Origin of the sequence: Streptomyces viridifaciens (assembly GCF_001888885.2) — a bacterium.
GTDB lineage: Bacteria > Actinomycetota > Actinomycetes > Streptomycetales > Streptomycetaceae > Kitasatospora > Kitasatospora aureofaciens.
Genome location: NZ_CP090840.1, coordinates 1,373,238 through 1,391,431, shown reverse-complemented (window position 1 = coordinate 1,391,431; position 18,194 = coordinate 1,373,238). Strand labels below are relative to the sequence as shown.

Below are 18,194 nucleotides of genomic sequence, written 5' to 3'. Positions count from 1 at the left end.
CCCCGTCCCACCGGGCGCTCGCCTTGGCCGCGCCGGCCGCCACCGCCAGGTACTCCAACACCTCATGTTCGCGCGCGAGCAGGCGCCGTGCTCCGCCGGTGGTCGCTCTCCACCGGTTCCGCGAGTGCGGCCGTCAGCGTCGGCAGCGTTGCGCTCACCGGTGACTGTCCTGCGGGCCAGGCGACATCGCTCCAGCGGTACAGGGCCACCTGCGCATGTTCACCCACCACGCCGGACACGCTGCGGCCTGGACCGGGCGGCGGCATCTTCCGCCGGTCCGGGCGCACGTCGAGGGCTGGGGGCTCCGCTCACGTGTTCAGGCCGTGCCGGTGACCGGTGTCAGGGAGCGACCGGGCCGCCGATCTCGGTCCAGGCGCCGTTGGCGCCGGTGTACTCGAAAACGCCGGAGTGGTCGGGGCTGACGCCGTAGAGATGGTCGTCGGTGGCGGCGAAGGTGGCGCCGGGGCCGCCGATGCGGGTCCAGGTGCCGCGTCCACGGTCGTACTGCTCGATGTCGCCGGTGGTCAGGTCGGTCGCGTAGAGGGTGGTGCGGCTGGTGAAGACGCGGTCGGTCGCACCGCGGACCTGAGTCCAGCCGCCCCCGGCGCCGGTGTACAGCGCGACACGGCCCCGGTCGCGTGCTCCGCGCACGTGGTGTTCGAGGGCTCGGTGAACGACGACGCGCTCTCGCCGGAGAAGGGCACCCTCGTCGCCGTCAACGGGCGCCAACGAGTGCCCGTTACGCCTCATTCCTGCTGATCTGCTGGGATGAACGGGGATCCGGTTCTCGCGTCTCCCCACATCAGCGGGCCCGCTCCGAGGGACCGTGGAAGCACCAGCCACTCATCCAGAGGATCACCGTCACATGACCATCGACCAGACCACCACCGCCGAACGGCCCTTCGGTGGCAGGTTCCCCGATCGTGCCGAGCTGCGCCGACTCCAAGACAGCTGGGGCCTGCAGCCGACGCTCGACCCGGAGGCCGCGGCCGTACGCTTCGACCGCCACGTCGCCTCGTTCCAGCCGGAACCGAACGGCACCATCCCGGAGCAAGTCCCCGCCGAGGTCGCCCGGAACTTTGTGATGCAGCTCGCAAGCAGTCTCACCCGCGTGCGGATCGACCACCGCAACCTCGACCAGGCCGGCCGCGACCGCTTCAACCGAGCCCTCCAGCAGGTTCACGCCTCAGGGGCGTACGAGCAGCTGGCTGCCGTGCACGCCGACATGAGCCACCGCATGCACTCGATGAGCGGCCCAGTAGGAACCCAGCGTTTCCTGCCCTGGCACCGCAGGTATCTCCTGGAGCTGGAGGACCTGCTGCGCAGCGTCCAACCCGCGCTGACGGTGCCGTACTGGGACTACGCCAACGACCACGCCCGGCCCGACTGGGTATGGCGACCGCCGAACGTCGTTCGCGACACGCCCGGCGCAGCCGGCGGCTCCCTGCCGACCCAGGCCATCATCGACGGCCTGCTGGCTCGCCCCCGCTACAACCCGTTCACCAGCCACCTGGAGACAGACGCCCACAACCAGGTACACAACTGGTGCAACGGGACCATCAGCGACATCATGGAATCCGCACACGACCCGATCTTCTGGCTGCTGCATGCCAACGTCGACCACATCTGGGACGGTTGGCAGCTCAACCACACCGGGAAGCCCAGCCTCACCGGGAAGGACGCCGTGCTCGATCCATGGACGAGCACCGCCTCAGACGTCAACAGCACCACGATCCTCGGCTACTCCTACGCCTGACTAGTGCTGCTCCGCGGAGGTTCGTTGAGGGGCGTTGGTCATACGGCCTTGAGTGGGGCGCCTTCGTAGGTCCAGCGGTATGGCTTGACAGTGTCGTTGACCGCGAACCCCGACCGCGCAGGCGAGCGACCTACACCCGACCGCACGGCGTCAGGCGCCTTCATGTCCACGCTGTGGCACCAGCTCGCCGTCATGCGAACCCACCTGGTGTTCCTGGCCGACGCCCGCCGCCGGGGCGACGCCTACGGGCCGTTCGACTTCATCCCCGAGATCACCCACCGCTTCGCCGAGGGCCGCGAGGGCACCGTGCGCCCGGACGGCCTGCTCTACTACAGCCGCACGAGCGCGGACGGCGCCCGGGAAACCAACCTGGTCGCAGCGTGAGCGGTCCCGGTCACCGCGAAGCGGATGCTGAGTTACAGTCACGAGGTCGCGAAAAACGATGTTCCGCGGTCCACCCGCCGGACATCGCACGTACATCGATACAGATGGTTCTGATCGGTGAGCGTCTCCCTGCCGAGATCGGGCATCCCGTCCGCTTTTGGCGCTGACCACCGCCGGCGCGTGTCGGCGCAACAGAGGAGCGCAGCATGCAGAAGACCATCGCCATTGTCGGAGCAGGACTGGGCGGGCTGACGCTCGCGCGGGTGCTTCAGGCTCACGGCGTCGCCGCGACGATCTACGAGGGCGAGGCTTCGGCGAAGACCCGTGCGCAAGGCGGCCTGCTCGACATCCAGGTAGAAACCGGACAGGTCGCGCTTCGCGCAGCCGGTTTGTTCGACGAGTTCCTCACTCTGGTCCGCCCGGGCGAGGATGCCAAGCGCGTGGTGGACCGCCACGGCACGATGCTTTTCGACATGCCTGCGGACCCCGGTTCGGCCCGTCCAGAGGTGGATCGTGGCGAACTGCGGCGCCTGCTCATCCACTCGCTGGCACCCGGGACGATCAGGTGGGGTCACAAGCTCGCCTCGATCCGGCACCGTGTGGAGGGCGGCTACGACCTCACCTTCGCGCAAGGTTCCGCCACGCGCGCCGACATCGTCATCGGCGCGGACGGTGCCTGGTCGAAGGTGCGTCCGCTGCTCACCCCCGCCAAGCCCGTCTACAGCGGAACCTGCTTCATCGAGATCGCCCTCGCCTCGGGCGGCCAGGGCTGTCGGGCGAGCGTGGCCGCGATCGGCAGCGGCACGCTGATGGCGGTCGCGCCGGGCAAAGGCATCATCGCGCATCGCTACGCCGACGGACACGTGCGCGGATACGTGGCGCTGAACAAGCCCGAGGAGTGGATGAGGTCGATCGACTTCGGCGACCCGTCCGCTGGCCTCCGTCAACTTGCCGACGAGTTCGATGGCTGGTCGCCGCTGCTCACCGCCTTCGTGACACAGAGCGACGTGGAACCGTGGCTCCGACCCATCTACGCCCTGCCCGTCGGGCTCAAGTGGGACAGAGTGCCCGGTGTGACGCTCGTCGGCGACGCCGCGCATCTGATGTCGCCCTTCGCCGGCGAGGGTGCGAACCTCGCCATGTACGACGGCGCGGACCTGGCGAGCAAGCTGGTTGAGCAACCCGACATCGAGGTCGCGCTCACCGCCTACGAAGAGCGGCTGTTCCTGCGGAGTGGCGACGCCGCCAGCCGCTCGGCGCAGAATCTGGAGATCTTCTTCGGCCGGGAAGCACCGCAGAGCGTAGTCACCCTGTTCGATCGCTCCTGACACCTCAGTCGGGTTCGCGATCTTGTCGCGGACCCGGCGGGGAACGGGCACGGCCATCGCATGATCCTGGGGGGTTGTGTCGACTCTTGAGGATCGTGCGGTGGCTGCACGGCACAGCCCAGACCCTGCCCGTTGGCGGGCGATGTCCGACCAGTGCATGGCCCGGTTCGCGGGCCGGTTCCGGCGGGTTGAGCCCCGCGCGTCAGCCTGCTCCTACCTGCTCGGGCTGCTGTCGGGCGTGGAGCGGAAGAACTGCTGGCAGACGGCCGAGCAAGCGGACCATACGCGGCCCGGGTCGCTGCAGCGTCTACTGCGCTATGCCTGCTGGGTGCCGACGCGGGCGGTGGAGGCGGTGCACACCACCGCGGTGTAGGCGACCAGCGTCACATCGGCGCCCGGCGCTCGGGCAGAGCGCGGACGGCGTCAGCGGCCTGGCGGAGGTCGCGGGCCAGGTCGTTCACGATACGGGGCGGGGTCGGCAGAACATCGGCCCTGGGGGCGGTGAAGGACTCGCGCTGGACGAGGCGATTTCAGGACGGGTGGCTGTCAATGGCCACGGCGTCCAGAATGCCCGTCGCGCTGATGATCGCACGGGACTTCGGAGATGTCCCTACCTGCCCGGGTCGGCCGGCCCGTCCAGCCTGCCGACCCGGGCAGCGGTGCCATACAGGCCCGGTGCCGTGGGGGGTGTACGTACCGGGCGGTGCAGGGCACCGGCGGGCGCGTCCTGGTCGGAACGCCCGCCCGGTGTTCAACGACCGCAGCGCCCCGGCGACACGAGCACCGCGGCCAAGGCCCGGGGCAGCGAGCTCACGGCGTTGCGTGGGCCGTCCATTGCGGGCAAGGACAGGGCCAGCAGACACGTCAGGCCCACGAGCTCGACGAAGTCTTCGCCACCGGTGACCCCTCAAGCTCAGCTCTTCGGGATCACCCACGCGACCGCCACGCGGTACGTCGGCGCGGCCTACCCGGAGCGCCCCGCGAAACTGTCGAGGTGACCAACTGCCAGAGCACTGAGCCGTGGTGTGGTGAACTGTGAAACGCGAACGCCCGGCCCGGAGAGCGGTCCAGGACGTGCTCGATCCGGTCGAGCTTGGCGTCGTACTCGGGGTCGGTGGACTCCTTCCAGGTCGTGGTGCGTTGGAAGATGACGCCGCGTGGGGGCCTACCGACAAGCGCACCGAGTTGCCATCCGGGGCGGAGCTGTCCTCGTTCGCGGACGGGCCGTTCGACGTGCGCGCGGTGGCGGCTGTGGTCAGGACCGAGGCCAAGAACAGATTCCTGCTCGACGAAGTCCCTGGGCGAACTTCCCGCAGGGGGACCATGTCCGGGAGGCCATCTGCCTGTTCCGCGCCGACGGGCCTCCCGTCGCCGCCGGCGTGGGTGTGGTGAGCGGCATGTGCGCCAACGGCATGCGGGCGGCCGCCGCACTCGCCGTTGCCTAAGGGCTCAGGGCGCCGGCGTGAGGGAGATCGCCCGCAGGCTGGGGCGCTCGCCGTCGACGATCTCTCGCGAGCTGCGGCGCAACGCGGCAACGAGGTGCGGGCGGCTCGACTACCGGGCCTCGATCGCGCAGTGGAAGGCCGAGCTGGCGGCAGGTCGGCCGAAGACCGCGAAGCTCGCGGCCGACGAGCGGCTGCGCGCGTACGTGCAGGACCGCTTGGCCAGCTTGATCCAGGCTCCCGACGGAAGGCTGGTGCCGGGTCCGGTGACGCAGAAGTGGAAGGGGCGGAACAAGCCCCGCCGTCAGGACCGGCGTTGGGCGACGGCGTGGAGTCCGGAGCAGATGGCGAAGCGGTTGCGGGTCGACTATCCGGACGACGAATCCATGCGGATCTCGCACGAGGCGATCTACCAGGCCCTCTACGTCCAGGGCCGCGGCGCGCTCGAGCGTGAGCTGGTCACGTGCCCGCGGACCGGGCGTGCCCTTCGGGTTCCGCGCTCGCGCGCCCGCCAGAAGGCGGCCGGTCACGTCACGCCCGACGTGGTGATCAGCGAGCGTCCCGCCGAGGCCGAGGACCGGGCCGTCGCGGGCCACTGGGAAGGCGATCTGATCATCGGGACGGACCGGTCCGCGATCGGTACGCTCGCGGAGCGCACGACCAGGTTCACGATCCTGGTCCACCTCCGCGGATGGAAGGCTACGGCGTCGAGCCAAAGGAAGCCCGGGGTGAATGTCGTCCCCGTCCAGGTGTCCCCGCCGGGCAGATGCAGAAGTTGCCACTTGTCGAATCCGAAGTACCGCTCGTGTGGTGATGGCTTCGGTGTCGATGGCCATGCCCGGCTCGGGCGGCCCAGCGGGCGGCCTCCGGGGGTGTGAGTTCGACGGTGGACATGGATGTTCTCCTTCTCGGTCGAGGTTTGAGTGACGGAGCAACCGAGGCCATAGCGGCCAAGGATTAGCTTTAGGTGGCTGCAGGCGCTGCAGCTGGTCGGCGGCCCGCACGGGGCGGCCGGACGGCACCGGCCGCGTGATCAGGCCGCGGTGGCCGGGATCTCGACGCCCGGCTCGGCGAGCAGCCGGTAGCGGCCCTGCCCCCGGCGGACGGTGCCGGCCTTGGGCCGCGGGAAGTGCGTGCCCAGCAGCAGCGCGTCGGTGTCCGCCAGCCCGTCGAGCAGCCGGGCACGGGTGCGGATCGCCTGGGCGGAGTCGATGTCGACGCGGCGTACGACGGTGTCGCCGAGGTCCCATCCCGTGCTGGAGGAGGCGGCCTGACGCGGGGTGGCGGTGCTCATCGGCGGGTTCTTTCGGGGGGCGCGGCGGTGCGGGAAGGCAGGGCGCGGTCAGGCGGTGCGCGGCTGCCGCATGGCGCGGGTGAGGCCGATAAGGGTCAGCAGGACGACGGTCGAGGCGTAGGGCGAGACGGCGGTCCGCAGGCCGTACAGGTTGGTCAGCAGGCCGGCGAGGACGGCGGGGATGCTCATGGCCAGGTAGCTGAGGACGTAGTAGGCGGCGAGCGTGCCGGCGCGTTCGCCTGGGGCAGCGGGCGGCAGCAGTAGGCGCAGGGCGCCCCTCGGCGAACTGCGCCGCCCACGCCTCCAGATCCGCCCGCAGGCTGCCGTGGTCGGCCGGCGGGGCATCCGGGCGCAACCGCTCGACGGCCACGTCGGACAGCAGTTCCCGCAGACTGCGGGAGATGCCCGTTTCGTCGGCGACGTGGGCGATGGGCCTGCCAAGCGCGGACCCGGTCAACGAGGAGCCGTCTGCCGTGGATGGCCAGCCGGGCATGGGGGTGGGCACGGGAAACCTCTGGGATGGTACGGAATCTGATGCGGAGTCTGAGTTTGTGCCCGAGGCCGCCGATCTGGTGATCGACGTCCTCGGCCGACAGCGGACGAGCCTTTGTGGGCGGCGAGTCAGGCCGGGGCCGTCTGCGCGCCCCACTGGATCTATTCGGCCCAGGCACGCTCCAGGTGGGTGCGGAAGGTGGCGGGCTCTCGCCCGATCAGCTCGGCCAGCGTCGTGTCGACAGCGGTGAACTCGCCATTCCGCGCCGCGGCGAAGATGCTCAGCATGAGGTCGGCGATCGGGGCCGGGGCGCCGTGCGCCAGGACCTGCTCGCGGAAGACGTCGTCGGGGATGACGGTGCGGGTGAAGGGCCGTCCGGTGGTCTGGGACGCGATCTCGGCGACGGTGTCGAAGTCGAGCGCCGCCGGGCCGGTGAGCGGCGGGGTGGGCCCCTCGAAGCGGGCCTCCTCGGCGAGGATCACCGCGGTGGCCTCGGCGAGGTCGTCGTGGCCGGTCCAGGCGACGGGGCCGTCGGCGGGGAGTGCGATGTCGCCGGCGTGGCGGGCGGACTCCAGGAACTGCAGGGCGCTGGAGGCGTAGAAGCCGTTGCGCAGCGCGGTCCAGGGCAGGCCGGTGGCGCGCAGCAGGTCCTCGGTCTGGGCGTGGTCGCGGCATGCCTGGAACCGGGCGTCGTGGGCGGCGCCCATCTGGCTGGTGTAGAGGATGCGTCCGACGCCGGCCTGCACGGCGGCGTCGATGGCGGTGCGGTGGCCGGCGACGCACTCCTGGCCCGTGCGGTCGAGGGAGACGAGGAGCAGTTGCTCGGCGCCCTCGAAGGAGTGCACGAGCGAGGCGGGGTCGTCGAAGCTGCCCTGCCGGACGCGGACGCCGCGGTCGGCGAGGTCCTGGGCCTTGCGGGGATCGCGGACGCTGACGCCGACGCGGTCGGCGGGAACGCGCTCCAGGAGGCGCTCGACGGTGCGGCGGCCGAGCTTCCCGGTGGCTCCGGTCACGATGATCATGGGGTACTCCCGACACTGGTTCCAGTGGAATCACTTCAACGGTAACACTGGAAATTCCGGTGGAACCAAATCCTCGGTATCATCGGTTCATGGCTACGCGCGACTCCACCGACAGCCCTCGGCGCCGCATCGTCGAGGCGGCCGTCGAGCTGCTGGAAAACGGCGGCCCTGACGCGGTGAGCACCCGCGCGGTCGCCGCCGCGGCCGGGATGCAGCCGCCGGCGATCTACCGCCTCTTCGGCGACAAGGACGGGCTCCTCGAGGCCGTCGCCGAGCACGGCTACGCGCAGTTCCTGGAGAGAAAGCGCACGCAGCTCGACCCCGACCCGCAGGACCCCGTGGAGGAGCTGCGCCGCGGCTGGGACATGGTGGTCGAGTTCGGGGTCTCCCGCCCCGAGTTGTTCGCGGTGATGAACCGGGCCACCGGCCGGGGATCGGACGTAGCACACCGCGCGGGCCTGGAGATCCTCCATGGGCGGGTGCGTCGGCTGGCGGCCGGGGGGTGGCTGCGGGTCGACGAGGAGCTGGCCGCCCAGATCATCCAGGCAACCGGCCAGGGCGCGGTCATCACCTGGCATTCCACTCCCGCGGACCGCCGCAATCCGGCGCTGTTGACCGTCCTGCGCGAGTCCATGGTCGCGGCCGTCACCCGCGCCGAGCCGGCGGTCCCCGCCGCGGAGTCCGGTCCCGCCGCAGCGGCCCGCGCGCTGTGCGCCGCCCTCCCCGACGACGCCGATGTCCTGAGCGACGCCGAGCAGCGGCTGCTGCGTGAGTGGCTCACGCGCCTGGCGGCGGACGGTGGCGCGCCGCATGCCTGATCGCGCGTCAGGTGCCCTCGTGCAGGTTGAACCTTCCGAGGAGAGATCGTGCGATGAAGCGGCGTCCACGAGATGAGCCGGTGGGCGACCACACGGCACCGGCTGACTCCCCCTTGCCCATAACGCGCCTCCAACCTTGGTCACGTCTCCGCCGCCCACTGTTAACAACGCTCGTGGTCAATACAGCTAGGACGCGCTGAGCGACGAGGATGGCAACGTCCTCGAAGGTCCGTCCGCCGTGTTGTTCCAGGTCGAGCTGCCCTTGGGGGTGTCGTTGACCGACTCGATCAGCTGGCGGACCTTCTTGAGCATCGACTCGGGGCGTGCGGCTGGGCCGGGCGGGGGCCTGTGCCGCGGGCGCCTCCGGTCCGGCACGCGTAGCGCTTCTTCTCGCGCTTGAGCGAGGGCCGCAGCAACGTGACGCCGAGCTCGGCGAGGTCCTTCTCGAACGCCTTCGAGGCGAAGCCCTTGTCCGACATGAGCAGGATGCCCTCCCGCCGCGAGACCAGTTCGGTGTCGACCTCGAGCATCGCGGCCAAGACATCCGGCTCGCCAATCTTCGGGTTGGCCAGCGCCCACATGATCGGCATGCCCGTCGGCATGCAGACCAGGTAAAGGCGCAGGCCCCAGAAAAAGCGGGAGCGGGAGACGCGCCGCGGCCGGGCTGGGGCGGGTGGAACACGGGCTTCTTCCTCCGGCCGCGCCGGGGGACGGCCCGGTCACCCGGCGCGGCCTTGCGGCGACCGCTCAGGATGGCTCCGCGGCGGGCTTCCCGGCGCTCGGGGCTGGTCAGCCACGCGGCGGCCTGTACGGCCGCCGCCTCCAACACGGCGCGCCAGCGCGCTGTTGCCTCAGCCCTTTCGACGACCAGGCCGACTCAGTTGGCACTCCCACTACGAGCCACGGCCCTCGGGCAGCCCTGGCATTCGCCCCAGCTCGCCGCGCGGTGCTGCCCGGAGTGCGACCGCTGACCTGCGCGGCCCCGCGCCGTCGGCCTCGCGCACCACGCGGTCGAGCACCCCGATAGGCCGTTCAAGGGAGCCACCCGCACCGTCGGCGCGCCTTCGCGTCCTGCTGCGCGAACAGGGCCGGCGTCCGACGGCGGGGCAAGAGACGGGCGTCGAGGACGAAGAGGCGGTCGGCCGCTCCCGGAACGGCCGTCGGCCCTGTGCCCCGGCGCAGCGCCCGCAGGGCGGCGGCGACGACCTGCTCGGGTGTCCGGACCAGAGCGGGCGGGCACGTCCTCGTGCGGCTGGCATTCGGTGCGCGTCACCCCGGGGCAGGAGGCCAGCACCCGGACGCCGTCGGCGCGGTGCGCCGCCCAGAGCGCCTCGGTGAGGGCGGTGGTGTATGCCTTGGTGGCGCTGTAGACGGCAAGGTCCGGCTTCGGCATCCAGCCGAGCGTGGAGGAGACGTTCAGCAGAGCGTCAGCGGCACGGGCTGCTCTCGCGCACGTCCCAACGGTCCGGAGCCGGGTCGTCTGGAGGCGGTACCGCGTCGTGGCGGGTTCGCAGTCACGGACGAGTTGCGGGCCCGGCTTTCCGAGCGGGCGGGAACGTGGCGGCGTTGCACCGCGAGCTGGATCCGCGTTGACGGGGTCAGGCCGCGTGCGATCCGGGACAGGGGTCCGCATGCCCTCTGTTCAGAGCATCGACGCACTGCTCGATCCAGCAGCCGGCACGGGAACCAGGCGGCACCGCCAGGGGGTTCTCAGAGCGCACCGGGGAAACCGCCCCGCTGCGCGTGGAGCCGGCCCAGAACACCCGGCGGCTCCGCGCCTGGAACAGCAAGGAGCTCCGTGCCCGACGAACTCACCGGCGCCGCCGCACCGGTCATCCGGCTACGACCGGACTTCCGCCCCACGGCATTCCTCTCCCGAACAGACAAGTCCCTGCTCATCGCGGGGGACTGCGAGGACGGACCGGCCGTCGCGAAGCTGCTGACCACCCGAGAACCACTCTGGGTCGAGAAGTTCAGCGCGGAGATCGAGGCCTACCGGGCCTTCGCCGAGACACCACCGCCAGTGCCGGTCCCCGGCCTCATCGCCGTGGACGACCGGCACCACGTGCTGGTCATCGAGCACGTCCCAGGCCATTCGCCCGCCCCGGGCCGCGACCGGTGCCCACCACAAGCACTGGACCCCGCCCACGTCACCGCCATGCTGACGGCCATGAGCGACCTCAGCCGATGGAGTCCCCCCACAGGAGCGTTCACCCGCACCCTCGACTACCTCGCACGCCTGGACCGAGACCACCGCCAGGGCCTGACCACCCCGCAGGAACACCAGGCCCTGACCGACCTGTTCCACCGGGCCGGCACCGACCTCGTGCCAGGCCACGGAGACCCCTTGCCGACCAACTTCGTCGTCAGGCCCGACGGACGGGTCACAGTGATCGACTGGGAGCACGCGGGACACTACCTCCCAGGACACGACCTGGCGGTGCTCTGGATCGTCCTGGCAGCCACCCCGAAAGCCCGTCCACAGATTGAGGAACTGGTGGCCGCCGGACCCCAGTCCGTCCGCGCCGCCTTCACCCTGAACCGGGCCATGCTGCTCGTACGAGAACTCCGCAACCACCGTGCGGTACCCCCCTCCACGTGGAGGGACCAACGGATGGCGGTAATCGAACGTGACTGGCATGACGTGCGCGCACTGGCGCAGGCCGAGTGACAACGGACTGACCTGGCGTCACAGAGGGCCGGTGGACCGCACCACCGGCCCTGGCGCTGACAACGACGAAGAAGACCGCAGCGCCCTGCCAGGCCCACGCCGCCGGTCACCGAAGCAACTGCCGGTGACGGAACTGCGCACCGCCTGGGCCCGGATCTGAGTACCAGTGCTCAGGCCTGCCGGGCCGCCCGCCCGTAGCCTCGCGATCAAGGCCGGCAAGAAGACCGGCGCTGACACGGGGGACGATGCAGATGCAGACCAGCGACCGTTCCACGACCCTCAGGTGGCCGGTCACCCACGACACGGTACTCCCCCTTCTCCTGATCAGCACGGTCACGACCGGGGTGTGGCTCTTCGACCACGGCCACAGCCCGATCGCCCGGCACGACAAGCCCGGGACGGACGCCGGGAAGGCCAGGGACAGCACCCCGAACGCTCCCGAAGGCGCCGCCGGCGCCATCACCCCGCAGGTCACACACTCCGACGGCTGGTACTACGTGGTCCGCGCCGAGGACCACTGGGACGGCGAGCCGAGGCCGACCTCTACCGTTTACCGCACGTGGTCGCTCAAGGCCCAGATCCACCGGTCGAAGTAAAGATCCTCGCCGACCAGCTCGCCCAGTACTGGAAGGCGCACGGCTACAGGGTGGGCCCGTTCCAGAACTTCGCCGGCGCCAACACCGGCACCTTCGTCACCGAAGAGCGCCAGATCTCCGCCACCTCGCCCGGCGGCGTCTTCGTCACCCTGGAAATGGACACCCCGGGCGTGAGCTCGCAGGCCTCCCTGGACGGCGTCCAGTTCGCGGGCACCGAGGTGTACGGCAAGAACCCCGCCATCCCGGGCCAGAAGGTGGACACCTACACGCGCCAGCTGAACGTGGCACCCCCGACCACGGACGACCCGTACTGGTCGCACTGACGACCGGCCCGGCCAGCACCGAAGTCCCGCCCGGACCCGGCGGACCGAGCCCCGCCGGTCCGCCGGGTCCGGCCGACATCGTCCTGCTGGCCGCCGACCTCACAGCGACCCGCGCTGTCGGCGAGACGCCGCATCCGGTCGTCACCGGGCTGGGGAGGATGGGGCGATGGGGAAGGCGAGGGGCTGGTCCAGGCGTCACGTCCGGCGTGTTTGAGGGTTCAATTGCATGGTCCACAACTCCCAATCCCTGGCAGGACACTGGCCGGATCCGGACCTAGCGTGGAGGCAGAGGAACCGTAATTCGAACACCACGCGCAGCGACCAAAGGAGAACCGACCATGGCGCCGCAGGACGACCGGGCCTTCCCCAGCTTCGCCAAGTTCATGGACTCCCTCGCCTCGGCCCGGCACGAGGACTTCGTGCTCCGGGCGGTGGCGGGTACGACCAACGCGGAGGAGTTCTCCGCGGCGGCAGAACACGTCAGGAACCTCTACGCAGGTGTCGAGGTCACTCACAGTTTCGTCGACGACAACGGGCAGGTCTTCGACTGTGTCCCGATCGCCAGCCAGCCCGCCCTCAGAGGCGCCTTCAGTGTTCCGCCCGAGCCCCCCGACGCCCCGGACGCGGCCGGGCCACGGGGCGCCGGTCAGGGCACGCCGATCCAGCCGCAGCTGCGGTCCGACCGGCTGGACAAGTTCGGCCACGCCATGTCGTGCCCGCCCGGCACGATCGCGATGCGCCGCGTCACCCTGGAGGAGGTGGCGAGGAGCGGCGGCGTGCAGAACTTCCACCGGAAGTATCCGCAGGGGAAAGGCCGCCACCCCCGACTGAGCCCTCCTGAGGCCGCCGCGGGCACCCACAAGTACGCGCACGCCTTCCAGGGGGTCGACAACCTCGGCGGTCACGACTTCATCAACGTCTGGGACCCCAACGTCGGGTCGGAGGTCTTCTCGCTCTCCCAGCACTGGTACGCCGGCGGCTCACCCGTGCAGACCGTCGAGTGCGGCTACCAGGTCTACCCGGGGAAGTACGGCACCACCCAGCCGGTCCTCTTCATCTACTGGACGGCCGACGGTTACCAGAACACCGGGTGTTACAACCTCGACTGCTCGGCGTTCGTCCAGACGAACAGCGCCTGGGCTCTCGGCGGCACGATCTCCCCGGTGAGCGTCTCGGGCGGCGCGCAGTACGAGCTCGAGGTGTCCTACTACCTCTCGGGCGGGAACTGGTGGCTCTACCTGGGCGGCACCCAGGCGAGCAACGCGGTCGGCTACTACCCGGGCTCGCTGTTCGGCAGCGGCCCGCTCGCGACCAACGCTCAGGACATCGACTACGGCGGCGAGGTGGTGAACAACGTGGCGTGGCCGCCGATGGGCAGTGGCGCGTTCGCCGACGCCGGCTGGCAGTTCGCCGCCTACCAGCGCGACATCTACTACTTCGCGACCGACAACACAGCCCAGTCGGCGAAGCTGACCGGCGTCCAGACATCGCCGAACTGCTTCACCATCGCGGTCGGCAATGCTCCCGATCCGTGGAACGAGTACTTCTTCTTCGGCGGCCCGGGCGGCACCGACTGCACCTGACCCGGCCGTTACCGACGGCGGAGCGCCCCTCGCGCTCCGCCGTCCAGGCCTCCCCGCGGTGGGGGAGTGGGAAGTCGGCGGGCCCGACCTCCCACTCCGACCCGACCCTTGCGCATCGAATACCCGAGTCGGTGGCGTAGCCAGGTGCACCGCTCTGCGGGACGCAGCTTTCGCCCTCACCGAGGCCGACCGGCACCTCTCACGCTCGCCGGCAACCTGTGGCGCAACAACGTCACCGGCGACACCTACACCGCCCACCCCCGCGCCCACCCCCGCTCCCTGCGCCAGGCCGAACCCGTACTCGACCGCGCAGCCGACGGCCTGCGCCAGGCCGCCGAACGGGCCGAGCGCCCCCTCCCGCAGCACCCTTCGCACCGCCGCAGCGCGCCTGCGCTCGGCCACCACGCGTCGGTCGATGGCCGGCGCCACCCTGGTCGAGGTCGCCCGCGTCGACAACCCGGCCGCCTTGATCGCGCCCAGGAAGACGCGGTGACCGGTCTTCGCATCGGTTCACTGTGCTCGGGCTACGGCGGCCTCGACCTGGGCGTGCAGTCCGTCCTCGGCGGCCAGATCGCCTGGCACTCGGACCCGGCCCCCGGCGCCGCGGCCATCCTGGAGCACCACTGGCCCGGCGTCCCCAACCTGGGTGATATCACCCAGGTCGACTTCAGCACCGTCGAGCCGGTCTGCGTCCTCGTCGCCGGGTTCCCGTGCACCGACGTCTCGGTGGCGGGAACCCGGGCCGGACTGGCCGAGGGCACCCGCTCGGGCCTGTGGCACACCATCGCCCGAGCCATATCAACTCTCAAGCCCTGCCTGGTGATTCTGGAAAATGTCCGAGGCCTGCTCTCGACCCCCGCTCGCTCGAATACCGATGGCGACGTGGAGCCCTGCCCGTGGTGTCTGGGTGACGCCGGAGATGAACATCATCTGCGGGCACTCAGCGCCGTACTCGCTGACCTCGCCTCCGCGGGGATGGATGCACGCTGGCAGGTACTACGTGCCTCCGACGTCGGAGCTCCCCATCGAAGGGAACGGGGTTTCATCGCGTACTGGCACAAGAGCCTCGGGCCGCCACCCCGACTCGGACAAGTGGCTCCGGCCGAAGGCGTTCTGCCCCCGGCTGCGCGGAGTGGGTCGACTCGATGCAGGTGTTCAACCAGCCGGGCAAGGACATGGGCCGGAACCGGGCGAGCTACAACTACCGGTGCCCGAAGACATCGTGCGGCCAGCGCCGGTCCGCCAGGTACCTCCGGTCGGCACGAGCAGCGGGGTCGCGCGGCCGCCGGCGAGGACGTCGCCGAACAGCGCGCCCTGTCCGGCGTCGGCCCGGCCGTCGGGTGCCGGCCAGAAGCGATCGATCCCGGCCCGGATGCGCGCCATCGTGTTGGGTGCTAGGCCCTCGGGGCACTCCTCGGTCTTCGGGCGGTCACCGATCGGCGTCCCTTCGATCGACCAGTCGATCGCCGCGGCGGCCGACAGGGCGTCGGGCAGGCCCGGAATCTCGACGACGGCCCGCGCCTGCGCCATCTCGGGCAGCAGCTTCTCCCAGTCCCCACGGACCGTCACGGGTGCCTGCACCGGCATATTGACGGGGTTGCCGACGTGCAAGCAGAGGAGGTGCCGTTCACCGACCCCGGTCCCGCCCGGCCCGCGGCCGACGGCCTGCGGCCCGACCCGCCGTGGCGGCCGAAGTCGCCGACGGCGCGGTGAAGGTGTTCCGGCACGCCTACGCCGCCTGAGCGTCAGCTGCCCAGGAAGCGCAGCACCGCCAGTACCCTCCGGTTGCTGCCTTCGTCGCGGGGCAGCCGAAGCTTGTCGAACACCGCGTTGACGTGCTTCTCCACCGCGCTGCGCGAGACGAACAGCTGCTGGGCGATGGCCGCGTTGGTGCATCCCTGGGCCATCAGGGTCAGCACGGTGCGCTCGCGCTCCGTCAGCAGTTCGAGGTCGTCGGTGTGGCGGGTGCGGGCCAACAGGCGGCGCACCACCTCCGGGTCGAAGACCGTGTCGCCGCCGTGCACCCGCTCCAGCGCGGACAGGAACTCCTCCACCCGGGCGACCCGGTCCTTCAGCAGGTACCCCACGCCCCGGGTGTCGGCGGCCAGCAGTTCGGCGGCGTACCGCTGTTCGACGTACTGGGACAGCACCAGCACCCCCACCGCCGGGTGCTCGTAGCGAAGCCGCAGCGCGGCCCGCAGTCCTTCGTCGGTGTGGCTCGGCGGCATCCGCACGTCGATCACGACGACGTCGGGGGGCTCGGCGGCGACCGCGGCCAGCAGGGCGTCGGCGTCGCCGACCGCGGCACTGACCTCGTGGCCCTCGTCGAGCAGCAGGCGCTCCAGGCCCACGCGCAGCAGGGCGGAGTCCTCGGCGATCATCAGGCGCACGGCAGCTCCGCGACGACGTGGGTGGGGCCGCCGGGCGGGCTGTCCACGCGCAGGCGTCCGTCGAGGGCGGCGATGCGGCGTTGCAGGCCGGACAGTCCGGGGCCGGTGGGGTCGGCGCCGCCGCGTCCGTCGTCGTGCACCGACACCCGTACCAGGCTGGTGTCCTGGCCGATCGCCACCTCGATCCGGGTGGCGCCGGCGTGCTTGGCCGCGTTGGTGAGGGCCTCGCGCACCGCGAAGTAGGCGGCGGTCTCGACGGCGGGGGCGGGGCGCCGGGCCAGATCGCCGCTGATGTGCACGGGGATGGGCGAGCGTTCGGCGTCCACGGCCAGGGCCTCGCGCAGTCCCAGCTGGTCCAGCGAGGCGGGGTAGGCCCGCCAGGCGACTTGCCGCAGTTCCTCCAGGGCCTGTTCCGCCTCGGCCTGCGCCTGGCGGTAGAGCTCCTCGGAGTTCTTGCGGCGTCCGCGGCCCAGGAGCATCGCCACGACGATGAGGCGCTGCTGCAGCCCGTCGTGCAGGTCGCGTTCGATGCGGCGCCGCTCGGCGTCCACGGCCTCGACGATCCCCCAGCGGGAGGCGGCGAGTTCGTCGATCCGGCGGCGCATCAGGGCCAGTTCGTCGGGGCCGAGGAAGCGGTGGGCCAGGCGCCGCTCCAGGTCGGCGACGGCGGCCAGCCCGGCCAGGTCGAGGAAGAGCAGCAGCAGTCCGGCGGTGAGCAGGTATCCGGCGACGGGCCAGCTGGGGCCCATCCCGTCGGCGTCGTGCCCGGCCAGCCAGCGCGCCAGACCGGAGGCGGCCGTCCAGGCGCCCGCCGCGAGCAGGAGCAGTGCGCCGCCGCCGGCCAGGCCCACGGGCACGCGGCACCACAGGTAGGCGGCGGCCCGGCGAGCTTCGACGCCCTCGGGGGCAGGCTCGGGGCCGCCGAGCAGGGCGGACACGCGCCGCTGCTCCAGTGCGGCCAGGCGCAGCGGCAGGCGGGCGCAGCGGGTGAGGGCGGCCGTGGCCAGGAGGGCGGGGGTGGCGAGCGCCGTGAGGGCGCCCAGGGCGATGCCGGCCGCGGCGCGGGCGGCCCTCACGCCCGGTGCCGAGCGCCCGGGCGGCGGCGCAGGCGTACCGCGAACCACCGGGCGGCGGCCAGGAGTGCGAGCGCCACGACCGCCTTGGACACCCATCCCCCGTACTCCTCCACCATCTGCCAGTTGTCGCCGAGCCAGTATCCCAGCAGGACGAAGGCGGTGTTCCAGATCAGGCTGCCCAGGGCGGTCAGGGCTGTGAAGGCGGCGAAGGGCATGCGCTGGATCCCGGCGGGGATCGAGATGAGGCTGCGCACCACCGGCACCATGCGGGCGAGCAGCACGGCGGTGCGCCCGCGGCGGGCGAACCACGCCTCGGCGCGGTCGATCTCGTGCGCGCTTACGAGGGGGATGCGGGCGGCGAGGGCGCGGGTGCGCTCGCGGCCCAGGAGGGCGCCGGCGGCGTAGACGATCCAGGATCCGGCGACGGAGCCGACCGTGGTCCAGACGATGACGGCCGCCAGGTTCAATCGGCCCTGGCCTGCGGCGAATCCGGCCACGGGCAGGACGATCTCGCTGGGGACGAACGGCAGGACGGTGTCGACGAGGTTGGTCAGCCCGGCGCCGGCGGCGCCGAGGGCGTCCATGGTGTCGACGGCCCATCCGGCGATGCCGCCGGCGGGCTCGGCGGTGTTGGTGTCCGAGACGGTGAAGGCGGCGGCGAGCAGCGGGGCTTGGGGCGGCGTTGCGATCATGCGGTTCACGCTAGGCAGCGGCTGTGCGGCCCGCCATGCGGTCGTCCACCCGGCCGTCCTGCGGTTTTCCGCAGGACGCCGTGGGCTCGGGCGCGGGGCTATCGGCGAGGTCGGCGTGCAGGACGACGGGCCGATCGTCCCAGCATCCGCCGACGCCTCGACTACGAGGACTGCCACGCCGGACGCGCCGCCGTCATCAGGACGGTCAACCGGCTCACCCTGGAGAACCAGTAACTGCGCGAACGCCGGAGGGGCTGGAAGAGGCCGAACTGCGCCCCGGCGATCCGGACGCGGTTGAGAAGCTCGCCGAACGCCTCGAGGGGCAC

The 18,194-nt window shown here is 71.3% G+C and carries 18 protein-coding genes and 5 pseudogenes; 11 read left to right on the top strand and 12 right to left on the bottom strand.

What is annotated here, in order from left to right; genetic code table 11:
* Positions 1 to 339 precede the first annotated feature (339 nt).
* Complete coding sequence (locus tag BOQ63_RS05850) at positions 340 to 651, bottom strand: hypothetical protein (protein WP_072653600.1); 312 nt, start codon at positions 649 to 651, stop codon at positions 340 to 342.
* Positions 652 to 865: 214 nt separating this feature from the next.
* Between BOQ63_RS05850 and BOQ63_RS05845 the strand changes: the two genes are divergently transcribed.
* The 4 genes and pseudogenes from BOQ63_RS05845 to BOQ63_RS05830 all read left to right on the top strand — a co-directional run.
* Positions 866 to 1,756, top strand: coding sequence for a tyrosinase family protein (locus BOQ63_RS05845; protein ID WP_030555859.1), 891 nt, complete (start codon positions 866 to 868; stop codon positions 1,754 to 1,756).
* A gap of 162 nt (positions 1,757 to 1,918) precedes the next feature.
* Positions 1,919 to 2,140: a hypothetical protein gene (locus BOQ63_RS05840; RefSeq protein ID WP_072653599.1), complete on the top strand. Its 222-nt coding sequence runs from the start codon at positions 1,919 to 1,921 to the stop codon at positions 2,138 to 2,140.
* A 206-nt stretch (positions 2,141 to 2,346) separates the two neighbouring features.
* Entirely contained in the window at positions 2,347 to 3,468 is a 1,122-nt protein-coding gene (locus BOQ63_RS05835) for an FAD-dependent oxidoreductase (RefSeq protein WP_072653598.1), read from the top strand.
* A 157-nt stretch (positions 3,469 to 3,625) separates the two neighbouring features.
* Positions 3,626 to 3,796: pseudogene (locus BOQ63_RS05830) on the top strand (IS701 family transposase); the annotation flags it as partial.
* Between the two features lie 689 nt (positions 3,797 to 4,485).
* On the opposite strand, the pseudogene BOQ63_RS05825 reads toward BOQ63_RS05830, so the two are convergent.
* Positions 4,486 to 4,620 (bottom strand): annotated as a pseudogene (locus BOQ63_RS05825) (IS630 family transposase); the annotation flags it as partial.
* A 289-nt stretch (positions 4,621 to 4,909) separates the two neighbouring features.
* On the opposite strand from BOQ63_RS05825, the pseudogene BOQ63_RS05820 reads away from it, so the two are divergent.
* Positions 4,910 to 5,640: pseudogene (locus tag BOQ63_RS05820) on the top strand (IS30 family transposase); the annotation flags it as partial.
* Positions 5,641 to 5,943: 303 nt separating this feature from the next.
* Here the strand turns inward: BOQ63_RS05820 and BOQ63_RS05815 are convergent.
* From BOQ63_RS05815 to BOQ63_RS05805, 3 genes are all read right to left on the bottom strand, one after another.
* A complete protein-coding gene (locus BOQ63_RS05815; protein WP_072653597.1) occupies positions 5,944 to 6,204 on the bottom strand; it encodes an MBL fold metallo-hydrolase in 261 nt (86 codons plus the stop codon).
* Positions 6,205 to 6,252: 48 nt separating this feature from the next.
* The gene (locus BOQ63_RS05810; protein ID WP_072653596.1) at positions 6,253 to 6,549 is read right to left on the bottom strand and encodes a hypothetical protein; all 297 of its coding nucleotides are present in this window, start codon (positions 6,547 to 6,549) and stop codon (positions 6,253 to 6,255) included.
* 309 nt (positions 6,550 to 6,858) lie between these two features.
* On the bottom strand, positions 6,859 to 7,719 hold the full coding sequence (locus tag BOQ63_RS05805) for an SDR family oxidoreductase (RefSeq protein WP_072653595.1): 861 nt from the start codon (positions 7,717 to 7,719) through the stop codon (positions 6,859 to 6,861).
* An 89-nt stretch (positions 7,720 to 7,808) separates the two neighbouring features.
* Here BOQ63_RS05805 and BOQ63_RS05800 point away from each other — a divergent pair, with 89 nt between their 5' ends.
* Positions 7,809 to 8,537, top strand: coding sequence for a TetR/AcrR family transcriptional regulator (locus BOQ63_RS05800; protein ID WP_030555839.1), 729 nt, complete (start codon positions 7,809 to 7,811; stop codon positions 8,535 to 8,537).
* Between the two features lie 181 nt (positions 8,538 to 8,718).
* Here BOQ63_RS05800 and BOQ63_RS05795 read toward each other — a convergent pair.
* Together BOQ63_RS05795 and BOQ63_RS05790 are read right to left on the bottom strand one after the other, a co-directional pair.
* Positions 8,719 to 9,184, bottom strand: a pseudogene (locus BOQ63_RS05795) (transposase); the annotation flags it as partial.
* A 230-nt stretch (positions 9,185 to 9,414) separates the two neighbouring features.
* Positions 9,415 to 9,930, bottom strand: coding sequence for an SDR family NAD(P)-dependent oxidoreductase (locus BOQ63_RS05790; protein ID WP_454130667.1), 516 nt, complete (start codon positions 9,928 to 9,930; stop codon positions 9,415 to 9,417).
* Between the two features lie 405 nt (positions 9,931 to 10,335).
* On the opposite strand from BOQ63_RS05790, the gene BOQ63_RS05785 reads away from it, so the two are divergent.
* From BOQ63_RS05785 to BOQ63_RS05765, 5 genes and pseudogenes are all read left to right on the top strand, one after another.
* Positions 10,336 to 11,208 (top strand): aminoglycoside phosphotransferase family protein, encoded by an 873-nt coding sequence (locus BOQ63_RS05785; RefSeq protein WP_454130665.1) that lies wholly within the window; start codon positions 10,336 to 10,338, stop codon positions 11,206 to 11,208.
* Positions 11,209 to 11,459: 251 nt separating this feature from the next.
* Positions 11,460 to 11,804, top strand: a complete 345-nt coding sequence (locus BOQ63_RS05780; RefSeq protein ID WP_143174640.1) for a hypothetical protein — start codon at positions 11,460 to 11,462, stop codon at positions 11,802 to 11,804.
* The gene (locus BOQ63_RS05775) at positions 11,768 to 12,127 is read left to right on the top strand and encodes a hypothetical protein (RefSeq protein ID WP_143174639.1); all 360 of its coding nucleotides are present in this window, start codon (positions 11,768 to 11,770) and stop codon (positions 12,125 to 12,127) included. The genes BOQ63_RS05780 and BOQ63_RS05775 overlap by 37 nt, the downstream gene beginning before the upstream one ends.
* 338 nt (positions 12,128 to 12,465) lie before the next feature.
* The gene (locus BOQ63_RS05770) at positions 12,466 to 13,710 is read left to right on the top strand and encodes a neprosin family prolyl endopeptidase (protein WP_454130662.1); all 1,245 of its coding nucleotides are present in this window, start codon (positions 12,466 to 12,468) and stop codon (positions 13,708 to 13,710) included.
* Positions 13,711 to 13,776: 66 nt separating this feature from the next.
* A pseudogene (locus BOQ63_RS05765) lies at positions 13,777 to 14,766 on the top strand (DNA cytosine methyltransferase); the annotation flags it as partial.
* 99 nt (positions 14,767 to 14,865) lie between these two features.
* Here BOQ63_RS05765 and BOQ63_RS05760 read toward each other — a convergent pair.
* From BOQ63_RS05760 to BOQ63_RS05740, 5 genes are all read right to left on the bottom strand, one after another.
* Positions 14,866 to 15,321, bottom strand: a complete 456-nt coding sequence (locus tag BOQ63_RS05760) for a hypothetical protein (RefSeq protein ID WP_454130764.1) — start codon at positions 15,319 to 15,321, stop codon at positions 14,866 to 14,868.
* A 134-nt stretch (positions 15,322 to 15,455) separates the two neighbouring features.
* Positions 15,456 to 16,100 (bottom strand): response regulator transcription factor, encoded by a 645-nt coding sequence (locus BOQ63_RS05755; protein WP_030555823.1) that lies wholly within the window; start codon positions 16,098 to 16,100, stop codon positions 15,456 to 15,458.
* Entirely contained in the window at positions 16,091 to 17,176 is a 1,086-nt protein-coding gene (locus tag BOQ63_RS05750; protein ID WP_465398217.1) for a sensor histidine kinase, read from the bottom strand. The genes BOQ63_RS05755 and BOQ63_RS05750 overlap by 10 nt, the downstream gene beginning before the upstream one ends.
* On the bottom strand, positions 17,173 to 17,868 hold the full coding sequence (locus tag BOQ63_RS05745; RefSeq protein ID WP_046386424.1) for a DedA family protein: 696 nt from the start codon (positions 17,866 to 17,868) through the stop codon (positions 17,173 to 17,175). Before BOQ63_RS05745 ends, BOQ63_RS05750 begins: the two co-directional genes overlap by 4 nt.
* A 161-nt stretch (positions 17,869 to 18,029) precedes the next feature.
* Positions 18,030 to 18,194, bottom strand: coding sequence for a hypothetical protein (locus tag BOQ63_RS05740; RefSeq protein WP_167395660.1), 165 nt, complete (start codon positions 18,192 to 18,194; stop codon positions 18,030 to 18,032).